At 71.7% G+C, this 17361-nt stretch carries 17 protein-coding genes; 8 read left to right on the forward strand and 9 right to left on the reverse strand.

What is annotated here, in order from left to right; all coding sequences use genetic code 11:
* Positions 1–6: 6 nt before the first annotated feature.
* The gene (locus AS594_RS14265) at positions 7–780 is read left to right on the forward strand and encodes an SDR family NAD(P)-dependent oxidoreductase (protein WP_069927410.1); all 774 of its coding nucleotides are present in this window, start codon (positions 7–9) and stop codon (positions 778–780) included.
* Here AS594_RS14265 and AS594_RS14270 read toward each other — a convergent pair.
* Positions 774–2651, reverse strand: a complete 1878-nt coding sequence (locus AS594_RS14270) for a DUF2264 domain-containing protein (protein ID WP_069927411.1) — start codon at positions 2649–2651, stop codon at positions 774–776. The two genes, AS594_RS14265 and AS594_RS14270, sit on opposite strands and share 7 nt — an antisense overlap.
* 218 nt (positions 2652–2869) lie before the next feature.
* Here AS594_RS14270 and AS594_RS14275 point away from each other — a divergent pair, with 218 nt between their 5' ends.
* From AS594_RS14275 to AS594_RS14300, 6 genes are all read left to right on the forward strand, one after another.
* Entirely contained in the window at positions 2870–3976 is a 1107-nt protein-coding gene (locus AS594_RS14275; RefSeq protein WP_069927412.1) for a substrate-binding domain-containing protein, read from the forward strand.
* A 99-nt stretch (positions 3977–4075) separates the two neighbouring features.
* Positions 4076–5407, forward strand: coding sequence for an ABC transporter substrate-binding protein (locus AS594_RS14280; RefSeq protein WP_069927413.1), 1332 nt, complete (start codon positions 4076–4078; stop codon positions 5405–5407).
* A gap of 7 nt (positions 5408–5414) precedes the next feature.
* Positions 5415–6311 carry a carbohydrate ABC transporter permease gene (locus AS594_RS14285; RefSeq protein ID WP_069927414.1) on the forward strand — a complete coding sequence of 299 codons (897 nt, stop codon included), beginning with the start codon at positions 5415–5417 and terminating at the stop codon, positions 6309–6311.
* On the forward strand, positions 6308–7171 hold the full coding sequence (locus AS594_RS14290) for a carbohydrate ABC transporter permease (protein ID WP_069927415.1): 864 nt from the start codon (positions 6308–6310) through the stop codon (positions 7169–7171). The genes AS594_RS14285 and AS594_RS14290 overlap by 4 nt, the downstream gene beginning before the upstream one ends.
* A 111-nt stretch (positions 7172–7282) precedes the next feature.
* Positions 7283–8311, forward strand: coding sequence for a hydroxyacid dehydrogenase (locus AS594_RS14295; protein ID WP_069932880.1), 1029 nt, complete (start codon positions 7283–7285; stop codon positions 8309–8311).
* 60 nt (positions 8312–8371) lie between these two features.
* Positions 8372–9067 (forward strand): ester cyclase, encoded by a 696-nt coding sequence (locus AS594_RS14300; protein WP_069927417.1) that lies wholly within the window; start codon positions 8372–8374, stop codon positions 9065–9067.
* A gap of 100 nt (positions 9068–9167) precedes the next feature.
* On the opposite strand, the gene groL is transcribed toward AS594_RS14300, so the two are convergent.
* From groL to AS594_RS14320, 4 genes are all read right to left on the reverse strand, one after another.
* Entirely contained in the window at positions 9168–10796 is a 1629-nt protein-coding gene (groL, locus tag AS594_RS14305) for a chaperonin GroEL (RefSeq protein ID WP_069927418.1), read from the reverse strand.
* Between the two features lie 94 nt (positions 10797–10890).
* Positions 10891–11199, reverse strand: a complete 309-nt coding sequence (gene groES, locus AS594_RS14310; protein WP_028812332.1) for a co-chaperone GroES — start codon at positions 11197–11199, stop codon at positions 10891–10893.
* A 251-nt stretch (positions 11200–11450) separates the two neighbouring features.
* Positions 11451–12305 (reverse strand): polysaccharide deacetylase family protein, encoded by an 855-nt coding sequence (locus tag AS594_RS14315; protein WP_069927419.1) that lies wholly within the window; start codon positions 12303–12305, stop codon positions 11451–11453.
* Positions 12302–13240, reverse strand: coding sequence for a polysaccharide deacetylase family protein (locus AS594_RS14320; RefSeq protein WP_079148201.1), 939 nt, complete (start codon positions 13238–13240; stop codon positions 12302–12304). Before AS594_RS14320 ends, AS594_RS14315 begins: the two co-directional genes overlap by 4 nt.
* Before the next feature lie 226 nt (positions 13241–13466).
* Here AS594_RS14320 and AS594_RS14325 point away from each other — a divergent pair, with 226 nt between their 5' ends.
* Positions 13467–14630: a THUMP-like domain-containing protein gene (locus tag AS594_RS14325; RefSeq protein ID WP_176742748.1), complete on the forward strand. Its 1164-nt coding sequence runs from the start codon at positions 13467–13469 to the stop codon at positions 14628–14630.
* Between the two features lie 158 nt (positions 14631–14788).
* Here AS594_RS14325 and AS594_RS14330 read toward each other — a convergent pair whose 3' ends face one another.
* The 4 genes from AS594_RS14330 to rimI all read right to left on the reverse strand — a co-directional run bounded on the left by AS594_RS14330 (position 14789) and on the right by rimI (position 17351).
* Complete coding sequence (locus AS594_RS14330; RefSeq protein ID WP_069930513.1) at positions 14789–15433, reverse strand: hypothetical protein; 645 nt, start codon at positions 15431–15433, stop codon at positions 14789–14791.
* A gap of 67 nt (positions 15434–15500) precedes the next feature.
* Positions 15501–15764, reverse strand: a complete 264-nt coding sequence (locus AS594_RS14335; RefSeq protein WP_069927422.1) for a hypothetical protein — start codon at positions 15762–15764, stop codon at positions 15501–15503.
* A complete protein-coding gene (gene tsaD / locus AS594_RS14340; RefSeq protein ID WP_069927423.1) occupies positions 15761–16864 on the reverse strand; it encodes a tRNA (adenosine(37)-N6)-threonylcarbamoyltransferase complex transferase subunit TsaD in 1104 nt (367 codons plus the stop codon). Before tsaD ends, AS594_RS14335 begins: the two co-directional genes overlap by 4 nt.
* On the reverse strand, positions 16857–17351 hold the full coding sequence (gene rimI, locus AS594_RS14345; RefSeq protein WP_069927424.1) for a ribosomal protein S18-alanine N-acetyltransferase: 495 nt from the start codon (positions 17349–17351) through the stop codon (positions 16857–16859). The genes tsaD and rimI overlap by 8 nt, the downstream gene beginning before the upstream one ends.
* Between the last annotated feature and the right edge of the window lie 10 nt (positions 17352–17361).

The raw sequence follows: 17361 nt of genomic DNA on the forward strand, positions 1-17361 counted from the left end.
CCCCGCATGACGACTGCACTCATTACCGGAGCGACCGCGGGCATCGGCGCCGCCTTCGCGCGACGCCTCGCCACGGACGGGCACAACCTGGTCCTGGTGGCCCGCGACACGGAGCGGCTCCAGGAGCAGGCGACAGAACTCCACGACCTGCACGGCATCGAGGCCGAGGTGCTGACCGCCGACCTGTCGACCGAGGACGGGATCGCGTCGGTCGAGGCACGGCTGTCGGACCGCAGAAAGCCGGTGGACCTTCTCGTCAACAACGCCGGCTTCGGCAACAAGGGGCGCTTCCTCGAAGTCTCCATGGCCGATGAGCTGACGATGCTGAAGGTGCACTGCGAGGCGGTACTGCGGCTGACGGCCGCGGCCACGGCGGGGATGAAGGACCGGGGGCGCGGCGGCGTCGTCAACGTCGCGTCGGTCGCGGCCTTCGTGCCGCGCGGGACGTACGGCGCGTCGAAGGCGTGGGTCGTGCAGTTCACCCAGGGCGCGGCGCGGGATCTGGCGGGGAGCGGGGTGCGGCTGATGGCGCTGTGCCCCGGTTTCGTACGTACGGAATTCCATGAGCGGGCCGGGATGGGGACGGACAACATCCCCGGGTGGATGTGGCTCGACGCGGACAAGCTGGTGGCGGCGGCGATGGGCGATCTGGCGCGGGGGAAGACCGTGTCGGTGCCGGACCCGCGGTACAAGGCGCTGATGGGCGCGGTGAAGCTGGCGCCGCGCGGTCTGCTGGGCGGGCTCACCTCGAAGACCGGCCGGAAGTACGGGCCTCAGTAGTCCGGGCTCAGGCAGGTGGTCGATCCGTCCGTCCACGTCACCCGGACCGTGCGGCCGGTGACGCGTACGTCGGCGAGCGTGCTGACGGGCGCGGGCTCCGGCTCGGCGGTCAGGGAGGCGAGGGCGACGAAGAGCGTGCCGCCCGCCGTGGTGCGGCCGTCGAGGGCGGCGGTACGGGTCCGGGCGGCGAGCGAGGTCGATCCGGTGCGCAATTCGGTTGTGGTGGTGTAGCCGTGGACCGGATGGAGTTGCGCGGTCACCCGGTCGCCGGCCGGTTCGAGCGGGCCGGCCGCCCGGTCGTCGGTGGCCCAGCCGGTCTGGCGTACGGGGGTTCCCTCGGGGGCGCCGGTGACGAGATGGACGCGGAGTTCGGCGCGGCCGTGGGCCGCGGTGGCGGACACTACGCGGATGCCGGGGGCGGGGGTGTGCGCCGAGGCCACCCAGCCGGGGCCGCCGGAGAGTGGGATGGCGGGGCCGCGCCTGGTCCAGACGCCGTCTACGAGCAGGGCGAAGTGGTTGTCGGCGGTGTGGTGGTGGTCCGCGGCGCCGGCGCTTTCGTCCGGGGCGGCGCCCTCGTGCGCGTCGTCGGCGCCGTCGTGCGCGTCGTCGGCGCCTTCGTGGGTCGGGCCCGTGCGGGTGGAGTAGGCGAAGCGGGCGTATCCGGGGTCCTCGCCGGGGCCGGCGTGGTTGCTGCCGTGGTTGTGGAGGCGTACGAGACCGTCGGCCGCCGTGGACTGGATCAGCATGTTCGGCGGGCCGAGGGTGGTGACGGCGTCCCGGATCTCGGCGGGCAGCGGCTCTTCGGGGTCGGTCCAGGCCGGGTGGTCCGGCGGCAGAAGAAGGCCGAGGAAGCCCTTGGCCGCCCAGTAGGGAGAGGCCGGGCCGGAGTAGCTCTGGACGACCGGGGCGTACGGGCCGTGCCAGCCGAGGGTCAGCAGCCCCCGGTCGTCGACCGCGCCCCGGTCGAGGAAGTACCGCAGGGTGCCTGAGGCGAGGCGGCGGGTGGCGCCGGGGGTGAGCGGGGTGTGGCCGGTGAGTGCGCCCAGCCAGGGGGCGGCCGCGGCGGCGAAGCGGTAGGTGAGGGAGCGGCCGTACGGCATGGGGGCGCCGTTGGCGTCGAACATCCGGGTGGCGGCTTCGAGTTGGGCGCGCAGGCGGGGTCCGTAGCGGCCGAGGAGTTCCCGGTCACCGGCGAGGTGGGCGTGCAGGACGGGGTAGAAGTGCAGGGCCCACGCGTTGTAGTGGTCGAAGGCGCGGTTCGGGCCGTCGCTGTACCAGCCGTCGCCCAGGTGCCATTCCTCGACGCGGGCGAGGGAGCGGTCGACGGTGGCGCGGGCGCGGTCGGTCTCGATGCCGGCGTCCTGGAGGAATCCGGCGACGGTGAGGCCGAAGAGCCACCAGTTGTTGTCCACGGGGGACGGGCCGAGGGCGGGCCGCAGCCACTCGACGACGCGGTCGCGGGAGCGTTCGTCGAGGGTGTCCCAGAGCCAGGGCCGGGTGAGGCGCAGGGCGAGGGCGACGGAGGCGGCTTCGACGACGGCCTGGCGTACGTCGGCCATCAGCGGCCAGGAGTCCGGTGCGGTGGCCGACAACCCGCTGTCGCGGACGGGCTTCTCGGTGCCGGCGGCGAGCCCTTCGGCGTAGTGGGCGAGGTGCCCGTGCGGGTCGTGGCCGGCCGCGCCCGCGACGCGGAAGGCGGCGAGCAGGAAAGTACGGGCGTAGCCTTCGAGGCCGTCGGAGCGCGGGCCGGACCGGCTGGGGCGGGAGCCGGGCAGGTCGATCAGGGCGCGGCGCGGGGAGGCGTAGGGGCGTACGGCGAGCAGGAGCCGGTCCGCCGTCGCTTCCCAGTCGTCGCGGTTCCCGAACGGCATGATGCTCCCCTGGACTGCGGCCGGACCCGGTCCGGACTGCTGGGCGGGCGGACCGGACCGATGAGCGGGCGGCCCGGTCCGGGCGGCCGGACTGGCGCGTCGCCGGAATCTAGAGCCCGGGCGATCGAAACGTCAATGCATTGCGGTTGAATGATCGAAACTTCTATCGTTCGATCACGCTGGTTTCTGTGCCACACACTGCGAGGGGGACTGCCGCCGTGCGCGAGAGTGCTGCTGAACGTCACGACCGACTGCTGGGCCTGGTACGGGAACGGGGTTCGGCCCGCGTCTCGGATCTCGCCGGGCAACTGGGGGTGTCCCCCGTGACGGTGCGCCGGGACGTGGAGGAGCTGGCCGGGCGGGGGCTGCTCGACCGGGTGCACGGATCGGTGTCGTGGCCGCGGGGCCGGGGCGGTCCGGACGGGGCCCCGGCGGGTGCGGGCCGGGGCGCCGGCCTGGTGCTCGGCATGCTGGCCCCCTCGGCGACGTACTACTTCCCCGAGGTGATCCGGGGTGCGCACGAGGCGGCGGCGCGGGCCGGGGCCCGGCTGATCCTGCGGATCTCGGACTACCGGCCGGAGGAGGACCACGCGCGCACCGAGGGGCTGCTGGCGGCGGGCGCCGAGGGGCTGCTGGTGGCGCCGGGCTGGCGTCGGCCGGACGACCCGTCCGCGTACGGGGACTGGATCACCTCGCTGCCCGTGCCCACCGTCCTGCTGGAGCGGCAGCCGGTGCCGGGCTCGCGGCTGGACGGGACCGACCGGGTCTGCTCGGACCACCGGCACGGGGTGCTGCTGGCCGTGCGGCACCTGATGGAACTGGGGCACGGGGCGCCGCTGCTGATGGCCCGCGACGACTCGCCGACGGCTCTCGCCGTGCGCGCCGGGTACGCGGACGCGCTGGGCGTGCTGGGCGTGCGCGCGCCGCGGGACGTGATCGGTTCCGTACCGGCCGAGACGCACCCGGACCGCTTCGAGGCGGCGGTGCAGGCCCTGCGGGAGGCGGTCGCGTCGGGGACGGCGACGGCAGCGCTGATCCACAACGACGTGGACGCGATCCAGGTGGTGCAGCGGCTCGCGGAGCTGGGTGTGCGGGTGCCCCAGGACCTGGCGCTGATCGCGTACGACGACGAGGTCGCGGCGCTCGCCGACACGCCGCTCACGGCGGTGGCGCCGCCGAAGCGCGAGGTGGGGCGGCAGGCCACCGGGCTGCTGATGGAGCGGCTCGGGCACGGGCGGGGCCAGGGTGAGGAGGAACCGCGGCGGCATCTGACGCTCCTTCCGCAACTGCGGGTGCGGGCTTCGTGCGGAGCCACACCTGTCTGATCTTTTTTCGATCAATCAATCTTTCGCTCTTGACTTCGCTCATCACTGGCTCAAGGATCACGGCCAACGCAATCCCGCCGCCTGTTCAGGAGCCGTGTCGTGAGCCCCAGTTGGAACAGAACGTCCCCCCTCATAGTCGGCGCCGCCACCGCCCTCGCCGTTCTCACGGCCTGCGGCGGCAGCGGCACGGCGGAGAAGAAGTCCGCTGCCCCGGGAAGTGACGGCAAGCCCGTCTCGATCACCTTCTGGGGGTGGACGAAGGGTTCGAAGGAGGTCGTCGACGCCTTCAACGCCTCGCACGAGGACATCCGGGTGACGTACGAGGAGATCCCCTCGGGCAACGCCGGCGGCTACGCCAAGATCTCCAACGCCGTGAAGGCGGGCAACGCCCCCGACCTGGTCTCCATCGAGTACCCGATGCTCCCCGAGTTCGTCAGCCAGGGCGCGGTCCAGGACATCAGCGGTCACCTCTCCGACGACGTGAAGAGGAAGTTCCTGCCGCAGGCGGTCGAGCTGACCACCCTCGGCGGCAAGAACTGGGCCGTCCCCTTCGACGCCTCGCCGCAGGCCCTCTACTACCGCAAAGACCTGTTCGAGAAGTACGGCGTCGAAGTCCCCAGGACGTGGGCCGAGTTCCGCGAGGCCGCCGGGAAGGTCAGGAAGGCCGACAAGAAGGCGCGCATCGGCACCTTCTTCCCCGACGACCCGACCACCTTCCAGGCGATGGCCTGGCAGGCCGGCGCCCAGTGGTTCAAGGCCGAGGGCGACACCTGGAAGGTCGACACGACCGACGCCGCGACCAAGAAGGTGTCGGCGTACTGGCAAGGGCTCCTCGACGACGACCTGATCCGCAACAACGCCTCCTTCAGCCCGGAGTGGACCAACTCCCTCAAGAGCGGAGGCACCATCGGCTACCTCGGCGCTTCGTGGGGTGCGGGCGTCCTGTCGGCCACCCTGCCCGAGCAGAGCGGCAAGTGGGCCGTCGCGCCGATGCCGTCGTGGGACGGCAAGCCCGCCAGCGGCATGCTCGGCGGCTCCACGTTCGCCGTGACCAAGGACAGCGAGAAGACCGGGGCGGCGGTCGAGTTCGCCCGGTGGATGACGACGACCGAGGCAGGCGTCAGGGCCAGGATCTCCTCCGGTACGTCGAGCGCCTTCCCGGCCGCGGCGGAACTGCGCCCGGCGGCCAGGGCGGCGTTCGACGCGAAGTTCTACGGCGGCCAGGACATCTACCGGGTCTTCGAGGACGCCGGGGCCTCCATCAGCCCGAACTGGGCGTGGGGCCCGAGCACCGGCACCACCAACACCGTCATCAAGGACCAGTTCGGCAAGGTCACGAACGGCGGCGCGACGATCGCGGACGCGGTCGAGGCCGGGCACGAGGCGACCGTCTCCGAGCTGAGGAAGCGCGGCCTGAAGGTGGAGGGCTGAGAACCACGTGAAGGCCCGCACCCGCACCCATGCCGCCGCCGGCGTCCTGCTGACCCCCTTCTTCGTCCTGTTCACCCTGGTGATGGTGGTGCCGATCGGGTACGCGGTCTGGCTGAGCCTGTTCACCGAGAAGCAGTCGGGACTGGGCTTCGGCGGAACGGAGACCGTCTTCAGCGGCCTCGACAACTACACGGCGGCGCTGGGTGACCCGGCCTTCCGTGAGGGCTTCGCCGTACTCCTCGGGTACTGCGTGTTCTACATCCCGCTGATGATCGGCGGAGCCCTCGCACTCGCCCTGCTGATCGACTCCACGCTCGCCCGCGCCCGCCGCTTCTTCCAGCTCGCGCTCTTCCTGCCGCACGCCGTCCCGGGCATCATCGCCGCGCTGATCTGGGTCTATCTCTATACGCCCCAGCTCAGCCCGGTCGTCGACGCCATGGAGGCCGGCGGTATCGGCTTCGACTTCTTCGCACCCGAAGGCGCCCTCCCTTCCGTCATCAACATCGCGCTGTGGGAATGGCTCGGCTACAACATGGTGATCTTCTACGCCGCTCTCCAGGCCGTCGACCGCTCGGTCCTCGAAGCGGCCACGGTGGACGGGGCGGGCGCCTGGCGCACCGCGCTCAGCATCAAGGTCCCGCTGATCCGCGCCTCGGTCGTCATGGTCGCGCTGTTCACGGTCATCGGCTCGCTCCAGCTGTTCACCGAGCCGCTGATCATCAACAAGGGCACCGGATCATCCGTCACCTCCACCTGGACGCCGAACATGTACGCGTACACCGCGGCCTTCGACCGGAACGACTACGGGCTCGCGGCCGCCGCCTCCGTGCTGCTCGCGCTCACCGCCGCGCTGCTCTCCTTCGCGGTCACCCGCTTCACCGGCCGCAAGGGCAGGAAGGCATGAGTTCTCGCCGTACGAGCACCACCGCCGGCCGCTGGATGTCGAAGACCGCCGTCAACGGCGCGCTCGTCCTCGCCGTGCTCTACATGCTGCTCCCTCTCGTCTGGCTGGTCACGGCCGCCACCAAGGACACGGGCGGCCTGCTCGCCGGAAACGCCTTCTCCTTCGAGGACTTCAACCTCGGCGCGAACCTGTCCGCCCTGGCGACGTACAGCGACGGCGTCTACTTCCGCTGGTACCTCAACAGCCTGCTCTACGCGGGCGGCGGCGCCGTGGTCAGCTCGCTGATCAGCGTCGCCGCGGGCTACGCCTTCGACAAGTACCGCTTCAGGGGCAAGGAGAAGCTGTTCGGCGCCGTCCTGCTGGGCGTGCTGGTCCCGACCACCGCGCTGGCCCTGCCCATGTACCTGCTCGCCAGCGAAGTGGGCATCGTCAACACGTACTGGGCCGTCCTCGTCCCCGTGCTGGTCCACCCGTTCGGCGTCTACCTCGCCCGTGTCTTCAGCGCCGGCTACATCCCGGACGAGGCACTCGAAGCCGCCCGTATCGACGGGGCCGGCGAGCTGCGCGTCTTCTGGTCCATCGGTATGCGCATGATCATGCCGGGCTTCGTGACCGTCTTCCTCTTCCAGTTCACCGCCATCTGGAACAATTTCTTCCTCCCCCTGGTGATGCTTTCGGACCAGAAGCTCTTCCCACTGAGCCTCGGCCTGTACGCGTGGAACAGCAACGCCCACGGCGAGCCGGAGTTCTACCCCCTCGTCGTCACCGGCTCGCTCCTCGCCGTAGTCCCCCTGATCGTCGCCTTCGTCTCCCTCCAGCGGCACTGGAAGGCCGGGCTCACCGCCGGAAGCGTCAAGTGACGCGGGCAGGCGATGTCACGCGGCGCCGAGCGACGTCACCCGGCGTCGCGCCCACGACGCCACCCGGCGCCGGACGACGTCAAGCGACCGAAGAGGAGCCCGAGTTCCACCATGCACCACGCCACTGACAACCAGCCGTCCCTGCTGCTCGCCATGGGTCCCGGCATCGCGGAGCGCCTCTTCACCGACCGGCACCGCGCCCGCCTGGCCGAACTCTCGCGCACCGACCCGCACCTGGTCGCGTACGACCTCGCCGCCCCCGCGCCGCCCGTCGCGGCGGCGCTCGCCGAGGCCGAGGTCCTGTTCACCTGCTGGGGCGCCACCCCGCTCACCGCCGAAGTGCTCGACGCCGCCCCGAAGCTGCGCGCCGTCATCCACGCGGCGGGCTCCGTCAAGCACCACGTCACCCCGGCCTGCTGGGAGCGCGGCATCGCCGTGACCTCGGCCGCCGCGGCCAACGCCCTGCCCGTGGCGGAGTACACGCTCGCCGCGATCCTCTTCGCCGGCAAACGCGTCCTGTACGCCGCCGCCCGCTACCGCGCCCTGCGCGCCGGCCACGACTGGCGCGCGGAACTCGACGGCGCCGGGAACCACCGCCGCACCGTGGGCATCGTCGGCGCCTCCCGCATCGGCCGCCGCGTCATCGAGCTGCTCCGCCCCTTCGACCTGGACGTCCTGCTGTACGACCCGTACGTCGCCCCGCGCGAAGCGGCAGCACTCGGCGTCGCGCTCGCGCCGCTCGACGACCTGTGCGCCCGCAGCTCCGTCGTCTCGGTCCACGCCCCGCAGCTCCCGGCCACCCACCACATGATCGGCGCCCGCCAGCTGGCCGCGATGCCGGCCGGCGCGACGCTGATCAACACCGCCCGCGGCTCCCTCGTCGACGAGGCCGCGCTGCTCCCCGAGCTGGCCTCCGGCCGCCTGAACGCCGTACTCGACGTGACGGACCCGGAACTCCCGCCGCCGGACTCGCCGTTGTACGACCTCCCGAACGTGCTGCTGACCCCGCACGTCGCGGGCTCGCTCGGCGACGAGCTGCACCGCATGGCCGACCAGTCCCTGGACGAGCTGGCGCGCTACGCGGCGGGTCACCCCTTCGCTGATCCGGTCCATCCAACATCGCTGCACCACTCGGCCTGAACCGTCAGAAACCAGTCATTTCACTAGACTGGACGTATCTGACGAAGGTCGGGAGGCGCCATGAAATTCGTACAGATAATCGACTACAAGACCGAGCGGTCCGACGACATGAACCAGCTCATGGACAAGTGGGTCGAGCAGACCAAGGGCAAGCGGACGGCCACGCACAACATCATCGGCAAGGACCGGTCCCAGGCGAACCACTACGTCGAGATCGTCGAATTCCCGTCGCACGAGGAGGCGATGAAGAACTCCCACCTGCCGGAGACCGACCGGATCTTCCAGGAGATGGTGGCGCTCTGTGACGGTATGCCCTCGTTCACGGACCTCGACGTGGTCCGTGAGGAGCAGCTGAACGCGGCGACCGCCCGCCGCTTCTTCCACGAGGTCGCCGTCGGAGGGAATCTCGACACCGTCGACGAGCTGTTCGCGTCCGACTACCGGGACCACGACACCTTCAAGGAGGAGGAGAGCACCGTCGGTGCCGACGTCATCCGCAGCGACGTGACGAGCTGGCGCGACGCCTTCGACTTCCGCTTCGACCTCGACCGGCAGGTGTCCGAGGGCGACGACGTCGTGACGCTGTGGACGTGGACGGGTACCCACAAGGGTGAGTTCATGGGCATCGCGCCCACCGGGCAGCAGTGCACCATGACCGGTACGACGATCTTCCGCTTCCAGGACGGGAAGATCCAGGAAGGCTGGTGGCACATGGACGCCATGGGCCTGATGCGGCAGCTCGGCGCGATCGGCTGACCCGTCGGCCGCGGGGAACCGGCCCGTCCCCGTACGGGAAAGACCCCCGCTCCCCCCGCTGGGCAGCGGGAGAACGGGGGCCTTCGCGTGACGCGGAACGTCAGTGGGAGTGACCGTGGCCGTGGCCGTGGCCGGCGTCGGCCTCTTCCTCGGCCGGCTTCTCGACGACCAGGGTCTCGGTCGTGAGCAGCAGCGACGCGATGGACGCGGCGTTCTCCAGCGCGGAGCGGGTGACCTTGACCGGGTCGATGACGCCGGCCTTGACCAGGTCGCCGTACTCGCCGGTCGCGGCGTTGAAGCCGTGGCCCTTGTCGAGCTCGCTCACCTTGGCGGTGATGACGTAGCCCTCAAGACCGGCGTTCTCGGCGATCCAGCGAAGCGGCTCGACGACGGCGCGGCGGACGACCGCGACACCCGTGGCCTCGTCGCCGGTCTTGCCCAGGCCGTCCTCCAGCACCTTGGCGGCGTGGACCAGAGCGGAGCCACCACCGGAGACGATGCCCTCCTCGACCGCGGCGCGGGTCGCGGAGATGGCGTCCTCCAGACGGTGCTTCTTCTCCTTGAGCTCCACCTCGGTGGCGGCGCCGACCTTGATCACGCACACGCCGCCGGCCAGCTTCGCGAGGCGCTCCTGGAGCTTCTCGCGGTCCCAGTCGGAGTCGGTGGACTCGATCTCGGCCTTGATCTGGTTGACACGGCCGGTGACCTCGGCGGAGTCGCCGCCACCGTCGACGATGGTGGTGTCGTCCTTGGTGACGGTCACGCGGCGGGCGGTGCCCAGCACGTCGAGACCGGCCTGGTCGAGCTTGAGGCCGACCTCTTCGGCGATGACGGTCGCACCGGTGAGGGTGGCGATGTCGCCGAGCATGGCCTTGCGGCGGTCACCGAAGCCGGGGGCCTTCACCGCGACGGCGTTGAAGGTGCCACGGATCTTGTTGACGACCAGGGTCGACAGGGCCTCGCCCTCGACGTCCTCGGCGATGATCAGCAGCGGCTTGGAGGCACCGGCCTGGATGACCTTCTCCAGCAGCGGCAGCAGGTCCTGGATCGAGCCGATCTTGCCCTGGTGGATCAGGATGTACGGGTCGTCGAGGACGGCCTCCATACGCTCCTGGTCGGTCACCATGTACGGGGACAGGTAGCCCTTGTCGAAGGCCATGCCCTCGGTGAAGTCGAGCTCCAGGCCGAAGGTGTTGGACTCCTCGACGGTGATGACACCGTCCTTGCCGACCTTGTCCATCGCCTCGGCGATGAGCTCGCCGACCTGCGAGTCCTGGGCGGAGAGCCCGGCCACGGCGGCGATGTCGGACTTGTCGTCGATCGGGCGGGCGTTCGCGAGGAGGTCCTCGGAGATCGCCTTGACCGCGGCGTCGATGCCCTTCTTCAGGGCGGCCGGGGAAGCGCCGGCGGCGACGTTGCGCAGGCCCTCGCGGACCAGCGCCTGGGCCAGCACGGTGGCGGTGGTGGTGCCGTCACCCGCGATGTCGTTGGTCTTGGTCGCCACCTCCTTCACGAGCTGGGCACCCAGGTTCTCGTACGGGTCGTCGAGCTCGACCTCGCGCGCGATGGTGACACCGTCATTGGTGATGGTGGGGGCGCCGAACTTCTTGTCGATGACGACGTTGCGGCCCTTGGGGCCGATCGTCACCTTCACCGTGTCGGCAAGCTTGTTGACGCCGCGCTCGAGGGCGCGACGGGCGTCCTCGTCGAACTTCAGAATCTTCGCCATGGAGCTTCTCTGTCCTCTCAAACGAAATGCGCCCCGGGCCACCCGGCATTCGCTGGGGGCCAGGGGCGCAAATCAAAAGCAATCTTCGGGCGAATTACTTCTCGATGATCGCGAGCACGTCGCGAGCCGAGAGGACGAGGTACTCCTCGCCGCTGTACTTCACCTCGGTGCCGCCGTACTTGCTGTACAGCACGACATCGCCGACGGATACGTCGAGCGGCAGGCGCTCGCCGTTCTCGAAGCGGCCCGGGCCCACGGCCAGGACGACGCCCTCCTGGGGCTTCTCCTTGGCGGTGTCCGGAATGACCAGGCCAGAGGCCGTGGTCTGCTCGGCGTCGAGCGGCTGGACCACAATGCGGTCCTCGAGCGGCTTGATGGCAACCTTGGAGCTGGTGGTCGTCACGGTCCGGTCTCCCCCTTCGGAGATCTCACGGGGTTAACTGATGTGGGGTGGCGACCAGGTGGATCCGTCGTCGCGGGTGCCGGACCTGCCCGTCGCTACTGTTGGCACTCCCCAGTGGAGAGTGCCAACGCCGAGACTATGACGCGGTTAGCACTCGGTCAAGCGGAGTGCCAATCCGGCGCCGCCGTACGTGTAGGCGAACGGCCCCCCACCGGGGTCAGGGGCAGTCCTCCGGCCGGGCGCGCCATGGCTCAGAGGTAGTCCTCCAGCCGCGCCACTGCGAACCCCTGCTCCTGGATCCGGCGCAGCATCCGGGTCGTCATCTCGGTGATCGTCGCCCCCTTGAGCTCGGCCGGCCCCCGAAAGTGCGCCAGCACGATGTCGCCCGGCCGCAGCCGGTCGCCGTGCGCGTACCGCAGGTCGTTGATCTGCATCGACGCCCCCCACAGCACCACCGCCTCGGCCCCGCAGTCGCCCGCCGCGCGCAGTGTCTGGTTGTTGTACGCCCCGTACGGCGGCCGGAAGAGCCGCGGCCTGACCCCGAACCGGGCCTCCAGACGGTCCTGCTGGCCGCAGATCTGGGCGCGCTGTCCGGTGTACGGGAGGCCGGGCAGGTAGGTGTGGTCGATGGTGTGGTTCTGCACCGTGCTGAGCCCGCCGCCCGCCCGGCGCAGCCGGTCGAAGTGGTCGTACCCGGGCGAGGCGACGCTGTCCGTCAGGAACATGCTGATCGGCAGATTGAGCTCGTCCACCATGCGCACGAACCGCGGGTCGCGCTCGGCGCCGTCGTCGAAGGTCAGGAAGACGACCTTGTCGCGGGTCGGTACGCGGTCCACGACGAAGGGGCGTGCCGGTTTGCGGACCGGGGGCGCCGGCGCCGGAAGCAGTGGCGCCGGCAGGCCCCACCGCGCGTGCGCCGCGGCGCGCGGGGCCGGGGGGGCGTGCGCCGGGCGCGCCGCCGCTTGCGTGTCCCGGGTCTTCGGGGCGACGCTGCGCACCGCCTTCCTCCCCAGCCGCTCGATCGGCTCCACGGACTGCGCGCAGCCGGTGAGCGCCAGCGCACCGGCCGCCAGCAGTCCGGCCGCGAGCCGGTGCGCGCGCCTCACAGGTAGTCCTCCAGCCTGGCGACCGCGTACCCCTTCGCCGTGACCGTCTTCATGACCCGCCGGATCATGTCCGGCATGGTGCCCTTCCACTCCCCCTTGCCGCGGAAGTGCGTGAGGATGATGTCGCCGGGATGCAGGTCGCGGTCCCATTCCCGCCACTCCATCCGGTCCGGGAACGCCTCGGCCGCCCACAGCGGTACGGCCTTGATGCCGCAGGAGCGGGCGGCGCGCAGGGTGTCGGCGTTGTAGTTGCCGTACGGCGGCCTGAAGAGCCGGGGGCGCTTGCCGTACCTCTTCTCGATGACGTCCTGCATCCCGCAGATCTCGCGCTTCTGCTGGGCGTAGGTGAGGCCGGGCATGTACCGGTGGTTGAGGGTGTGGTTGTGCAGGGACACACCTCGCCCCTGCATCCGCTGGAAGTAGGCGTAGTTCTCGCGCACCAGGTAGTTGCTGAGGAACGCGCTGTAGGGGATGCCCAGCTCGGTCATCATCCTCAGCAGCTTCGGGTCCTTCTCCGCGCCGTCGTCCATCGTCAGGAAGACCACCCGCTCCTTGACCGGGACGGTGGTGAAGACGGGCGGCAGCCCCGGGCCCGCGCTGAAGCCCTTGCGGGTGGTGATCTTCGGTTTGACCGCGGGCGGCGGGGGCGCGGCGAGCGGGGTCCGCGCCAGCCCCCATTTCCTGGCGGCGGCGACGCGAAGGGTCTGGGCGCGCCGCAGCCGTTCGGCGTACCCGGCCAGATCCCGGGCCGGTCCCTGCCGGTCGGCCTGCTGCTGGCCGGCGGCGGGTGCGGCGGGCGCGCCCCGCTCGGGCGGGTCGGCGGCCCCGCCCGCGCATCCGGATCCGATGGCGGAGGCGAGGAGCACGGCCAGGACCATACGGACCTGCTTGCTCCCCTTCCTCGTCATTTCTTCCTTTTGTCGTACTAGTTGCATGGCTTTGGATACTGGCAGCGCGCGGCGGTGTCGCCCCGGCGACACCGCGACCGGGCACGCACGGTCCCCCGGCTGGCCCACAATTGACCGGGTGAACGACCTCGCAGCCTCCGACGCCCCGGATTCCTCGCACGCCCCTGACTCGCCTCAGGCCCCTGACTCGCCTCAGCCTCCTGACTCGCCTCCGGTTCCTGACTCGCCGCAAGCCCCGGACGCCACCGGCGCCCTGGAGTCCTTCGCCGCCCTGCGCACCGAGGAGGGCCGCGCCCTGCTCGCCGCGCTCCGCGACCACGACCCCGCCGACGAGCTGGCGACCGCGACCCGGCTGCGCCGCGAGCACCCCGCCGCGCTCGTCTCGGCCGCGCTCGGGCAGGCGCGGCTGCGGCAGCGGGCGGTGGCCAAGTTCGGCGCCGAGGACGCGTACCGGATGTTCTTCACCCCCAACGGCGTCGAGCAGGCCACCCGCACGGCGGTGGCGACGTACCGCGCCGGGCGCTTCGCCGCACTCGGCGTACGGAGCGTCGCGGACCTCTGCTGCGGCATCGGCGGCGACGCGATCGCGCTGGCCCGCGCCGGGATCTCCGTCCTGGCCGTCGACCGCGACCCGCTGACGGCGGAGGTGGCCCGCGCGAACGCGGAGGCGCTGGGCCTGTCCGCGCTCGTCGAGGTCCGCTGCGCCGATGTGACCACCGTCGACACCTCCGCGTACGACGCCGTCTTCGTCGACCCGGCGCGGCGCGGCGGCCGCGGCCGCATCTTCGACCCCGAGGCGTACTCCCCGCCGCTGTCCTGGGCGATCGGGGCGGCCCGTACGTCCGCGCACGCCGCCCTGAAGATCGCTCCGGGCGTCCCGCACGAGGCGGTGCCCGACGACGCCGAGGCGGAGTGGATCTCCGACGGCGGGGACGTGAAGGAAGCGGTGTTCTGGTTCGGTACGGACCCCGGGGCGGTCCGCGCCACGCTGCTTCCCGGCCCGCACTCCCTGGTCGGCACCGGGCTGCCCGACCCCGAGCCGGGCGAGGTCGGCCGCTACCTCTACGAGCCGGACGGCGCGGTCATCCGCTCGCACCTGGTGGCGGAGGTGGCGCGGCAGGTGGGCGGGCGCCTCATCGACGAGACGATCGCGTACATCACGGCCGACGAGCTCCACCGGACGCCGTACGCCACCGCGTACGAGATCACGGACCGGATGCCCTTCGGCCTGAAGAAGCTCAAGGCGCTGCTGCGGGAGCGGGGCGTCGGCGTACTGACCGTGAAGAAGCGCGGCTCGGCGATCGAGCCGGAGGAACTGCGCCGCAAGATGAAGCTGTCGGGGCCGCACTCCGCCACGGTCTTCCTTACGCGGGTGGCGGGCGCCCCGACGGTACTGATCGGCCACCCGGCCCGGTGACCGGAGGGCCGCCCACGGCCCGGCGACCGGGAGCCCGGTGACATGAGGGCCGCCCGGCGGCCCGGTGACCGGGAGCGCCGCCCACGGCGCGCGTCCCGGTTCCCGACGGCGGCCGCCGGGCTCGCAGCGACCGCTCCGGCGGCCGACGCCCGCCGGACTCAGACCTTCGCGCCGCTCCTCGCGCCCACCGGTCCCACCCGCACCGCCCACCGGTAGTGCCCCACGGCCTTCGCCGCGCCGATGAGCCCGGCCACCCACAGGATGACGCCGAGCCCGAAGGAGAAGACCGCGTCCACGTACGTCTCGGACCCCGGCCGCGCCGTCACGGCGAAGCCCAGCGACGACCACAGGCCGAGCCCGCACACCACCAGCGCCGACAGCAGCCACGCGAGGCTGAGCCCGGGAAGCCGCCACCGCGTGGCCGACAGGCCGTACTCGCGCCCCACCTCGGCCCAGGCCACCAGCAGCTGACGGATCGTACGGTCGCGGCGCACGCCCATCCCGAGGAAGATCCAGCAGGTCACGACGCCCGCCAGCCCGATCGCGCCGAAGCCCGCGGCGAAGACGGCGGTCAGCGGGTCGCCCGGCCCCTCGAACGATTCGAGGGCCGCCCCGACCATCCCCCACCCGAGCGCGGCGCCGCCCACCAGCAGCCAGAACCGCACCCACCGCCCCGGACCGAGCCCCCGTGCGGTCAGCTCGTCCATGGCCCGCTCCCGGTCGGCGCTCATCGCCTCGGGACCGGGCCAGGCCCGGAGGTGCTGGGGCGGCGGGGGCGGAGGCAGCGGCGTACGGCGAGACATGAGCACGACACTACCCAGTGCCCCGGAGGAACCGGCGCCCCGGAGGACCAGTGCCGCAAAGGCCGGCTCAGGCCCCTTCGACCGCCTCGAAGCGCCAACGGTGGACCGGCCGCGCGAGCAACCCGGCATCGGGCTCCGGCAGTTCCGGAAGCACGGCGTCGTACTCCGCGTCCCACCACGTCAGTACGAGCACCCGGTCCTGCGGGGCCCGCAGGATCTCCCGTCGCACCGGCTCCGCCGCCAGGGCCCGCGCCCGCGCCCGCGCCCACTCCAGCAGTTCCTCGCCCCGCCCCTCGGCGGCGCGGGCCTCCCACATCAGCGCGACGGTCATGAGTAGAGGTTGTCCTTGCTGATCTCGTGCACGTGATCGTGGTCGTGGCCATGAGCGGCGCCCGGTACGTGCGGCTCGGTGACCGGCAGCGAGGAGTCCGCCGACAGGTCCCAGTCCGACGCCGCCCGGCCCCGCGCGACCATCTCCGCGCCGAGGGCCGCCACCATCGCCCCGTTGTCCGTGCACAGCCCCGGCCTCGGCACCCGCAGCCTGATGCCGGCCCGCTCGCACCGCTCCAGCGCGAGCGCCCTCAGCCGGGAGTTCGCGGCCACGCCGCCGCCGATCATCAGGTGGTCGACGCCCTCGTCCTTGCAGGCCCGCACCGCCTTCCGGGTCAGCACGTCGACGACCGCCTCCTGGAAGGACGCCGCCACATCGCGCACCGGTACCTCCTCGCCCGCGCTGCGCTTGGCCTCGATCCACCGCGCCACCGACGTCTTGAGCCCCGAGAAGGAGAAGTCGTACGCCGCGTCGCGCGGGCCGGTCAGCCCGCGCGGGAAGGCGATCGCCTTCGGGTCGCCCTCGCGGGCGAGCCGGTCGATGACGGGGCCGCCGGGGAAGCCCAGGTCCAGCACCCGCGCGATCTTGTCGAACGCCTCGCCCGCCGCGTCGTCGATCGTCGCGCCCATCGGCCGTACGTCGCTGGTGATGTCGGGGGCGAGCAGCAGCGACGAGTGCCCGCCGCTCACCAGCAGCGCCATCGTGGGCTCGGGCAGCGGGCCGTGCTCCAGCTGGTCGACGCAGATGTGCGAGGCCAGGTGGTTCACGCCGTACAGCGGCTTCCCGAGCGCGTACGCGTACGCCTTGGCCGCCGACACCCCCACCAGCAGCGCCCCGGCGAGCCCGGGACCGGCCGTCACCGCGATGCCGTCCAGGTCGGAGGCGGCGACCCCGGCCTCCTTCAGCGCGCGCTCGATCGTCGGGACCATCGCCTCCAGGTGCGCGCGCGAGGCGACCTCCGGGACCACACCGCCGAAGCGGGCGTGCTCGTCGACGCTCGACGCGATCGCGTCGGCGAGCAGCGTCGTACCGCGCACGATCCCGACGCCGGTCTCGTCGCAGGAGGTCTCGATGCCGAGGACGAGCGGTTCGTCAGCCATGGTGAATCTCGGTTCCTTGTACGGAGGCGGCGGGGTCCGCCGGGTCGGTCGTCGTCGTCAGCCGCATCACGAGCGCGTCGATGTTGCCGGGCTGGTAGTAGCCGCGCCGGAAGCCGATCGGCTCGAAGCCGAAGCGCTCGTACAGCTTCTGCGCGCGGGTGTTGTCGACGCGCACTTCGAGGAGCACCTCGGCGCATTCGAACGCGGTCGCGTGTCCCAGCAGGTCGGTGAGCAGCCGGGACCCGAGCCCGGTCCCCCACTGGTCCTTCGCTACGGCGATGGTCTGTACGTCGCCGAGCCCCCCGGCGGCGGCGAGTCCGGCGTACCCGACGACGCGGCCCGCCTCCTCGGCCACCACATAGCGGCGGGTCGCCCCCGGTCCGCGCGCGTGCGCCAGCTCGGACCAGAACATGCCGGGCGACCAGGCGTCCTCGGGGAACAGCTCCCGTTCCAGTGCGAGCACCGGATCGAGGTCCCACCAGCGCATTTCCCTCAGC

The organism is Streptomyces agglomeratus (assembly GCF_001746415.1).
In the GTDB taxonomy this organism is placed as follows: Bacteria; Actinomycetota; Actinomycetes; order Streptomycetales; family Streptomycetaceae; genus Streptomyces; species Streptomyces agglomeratus.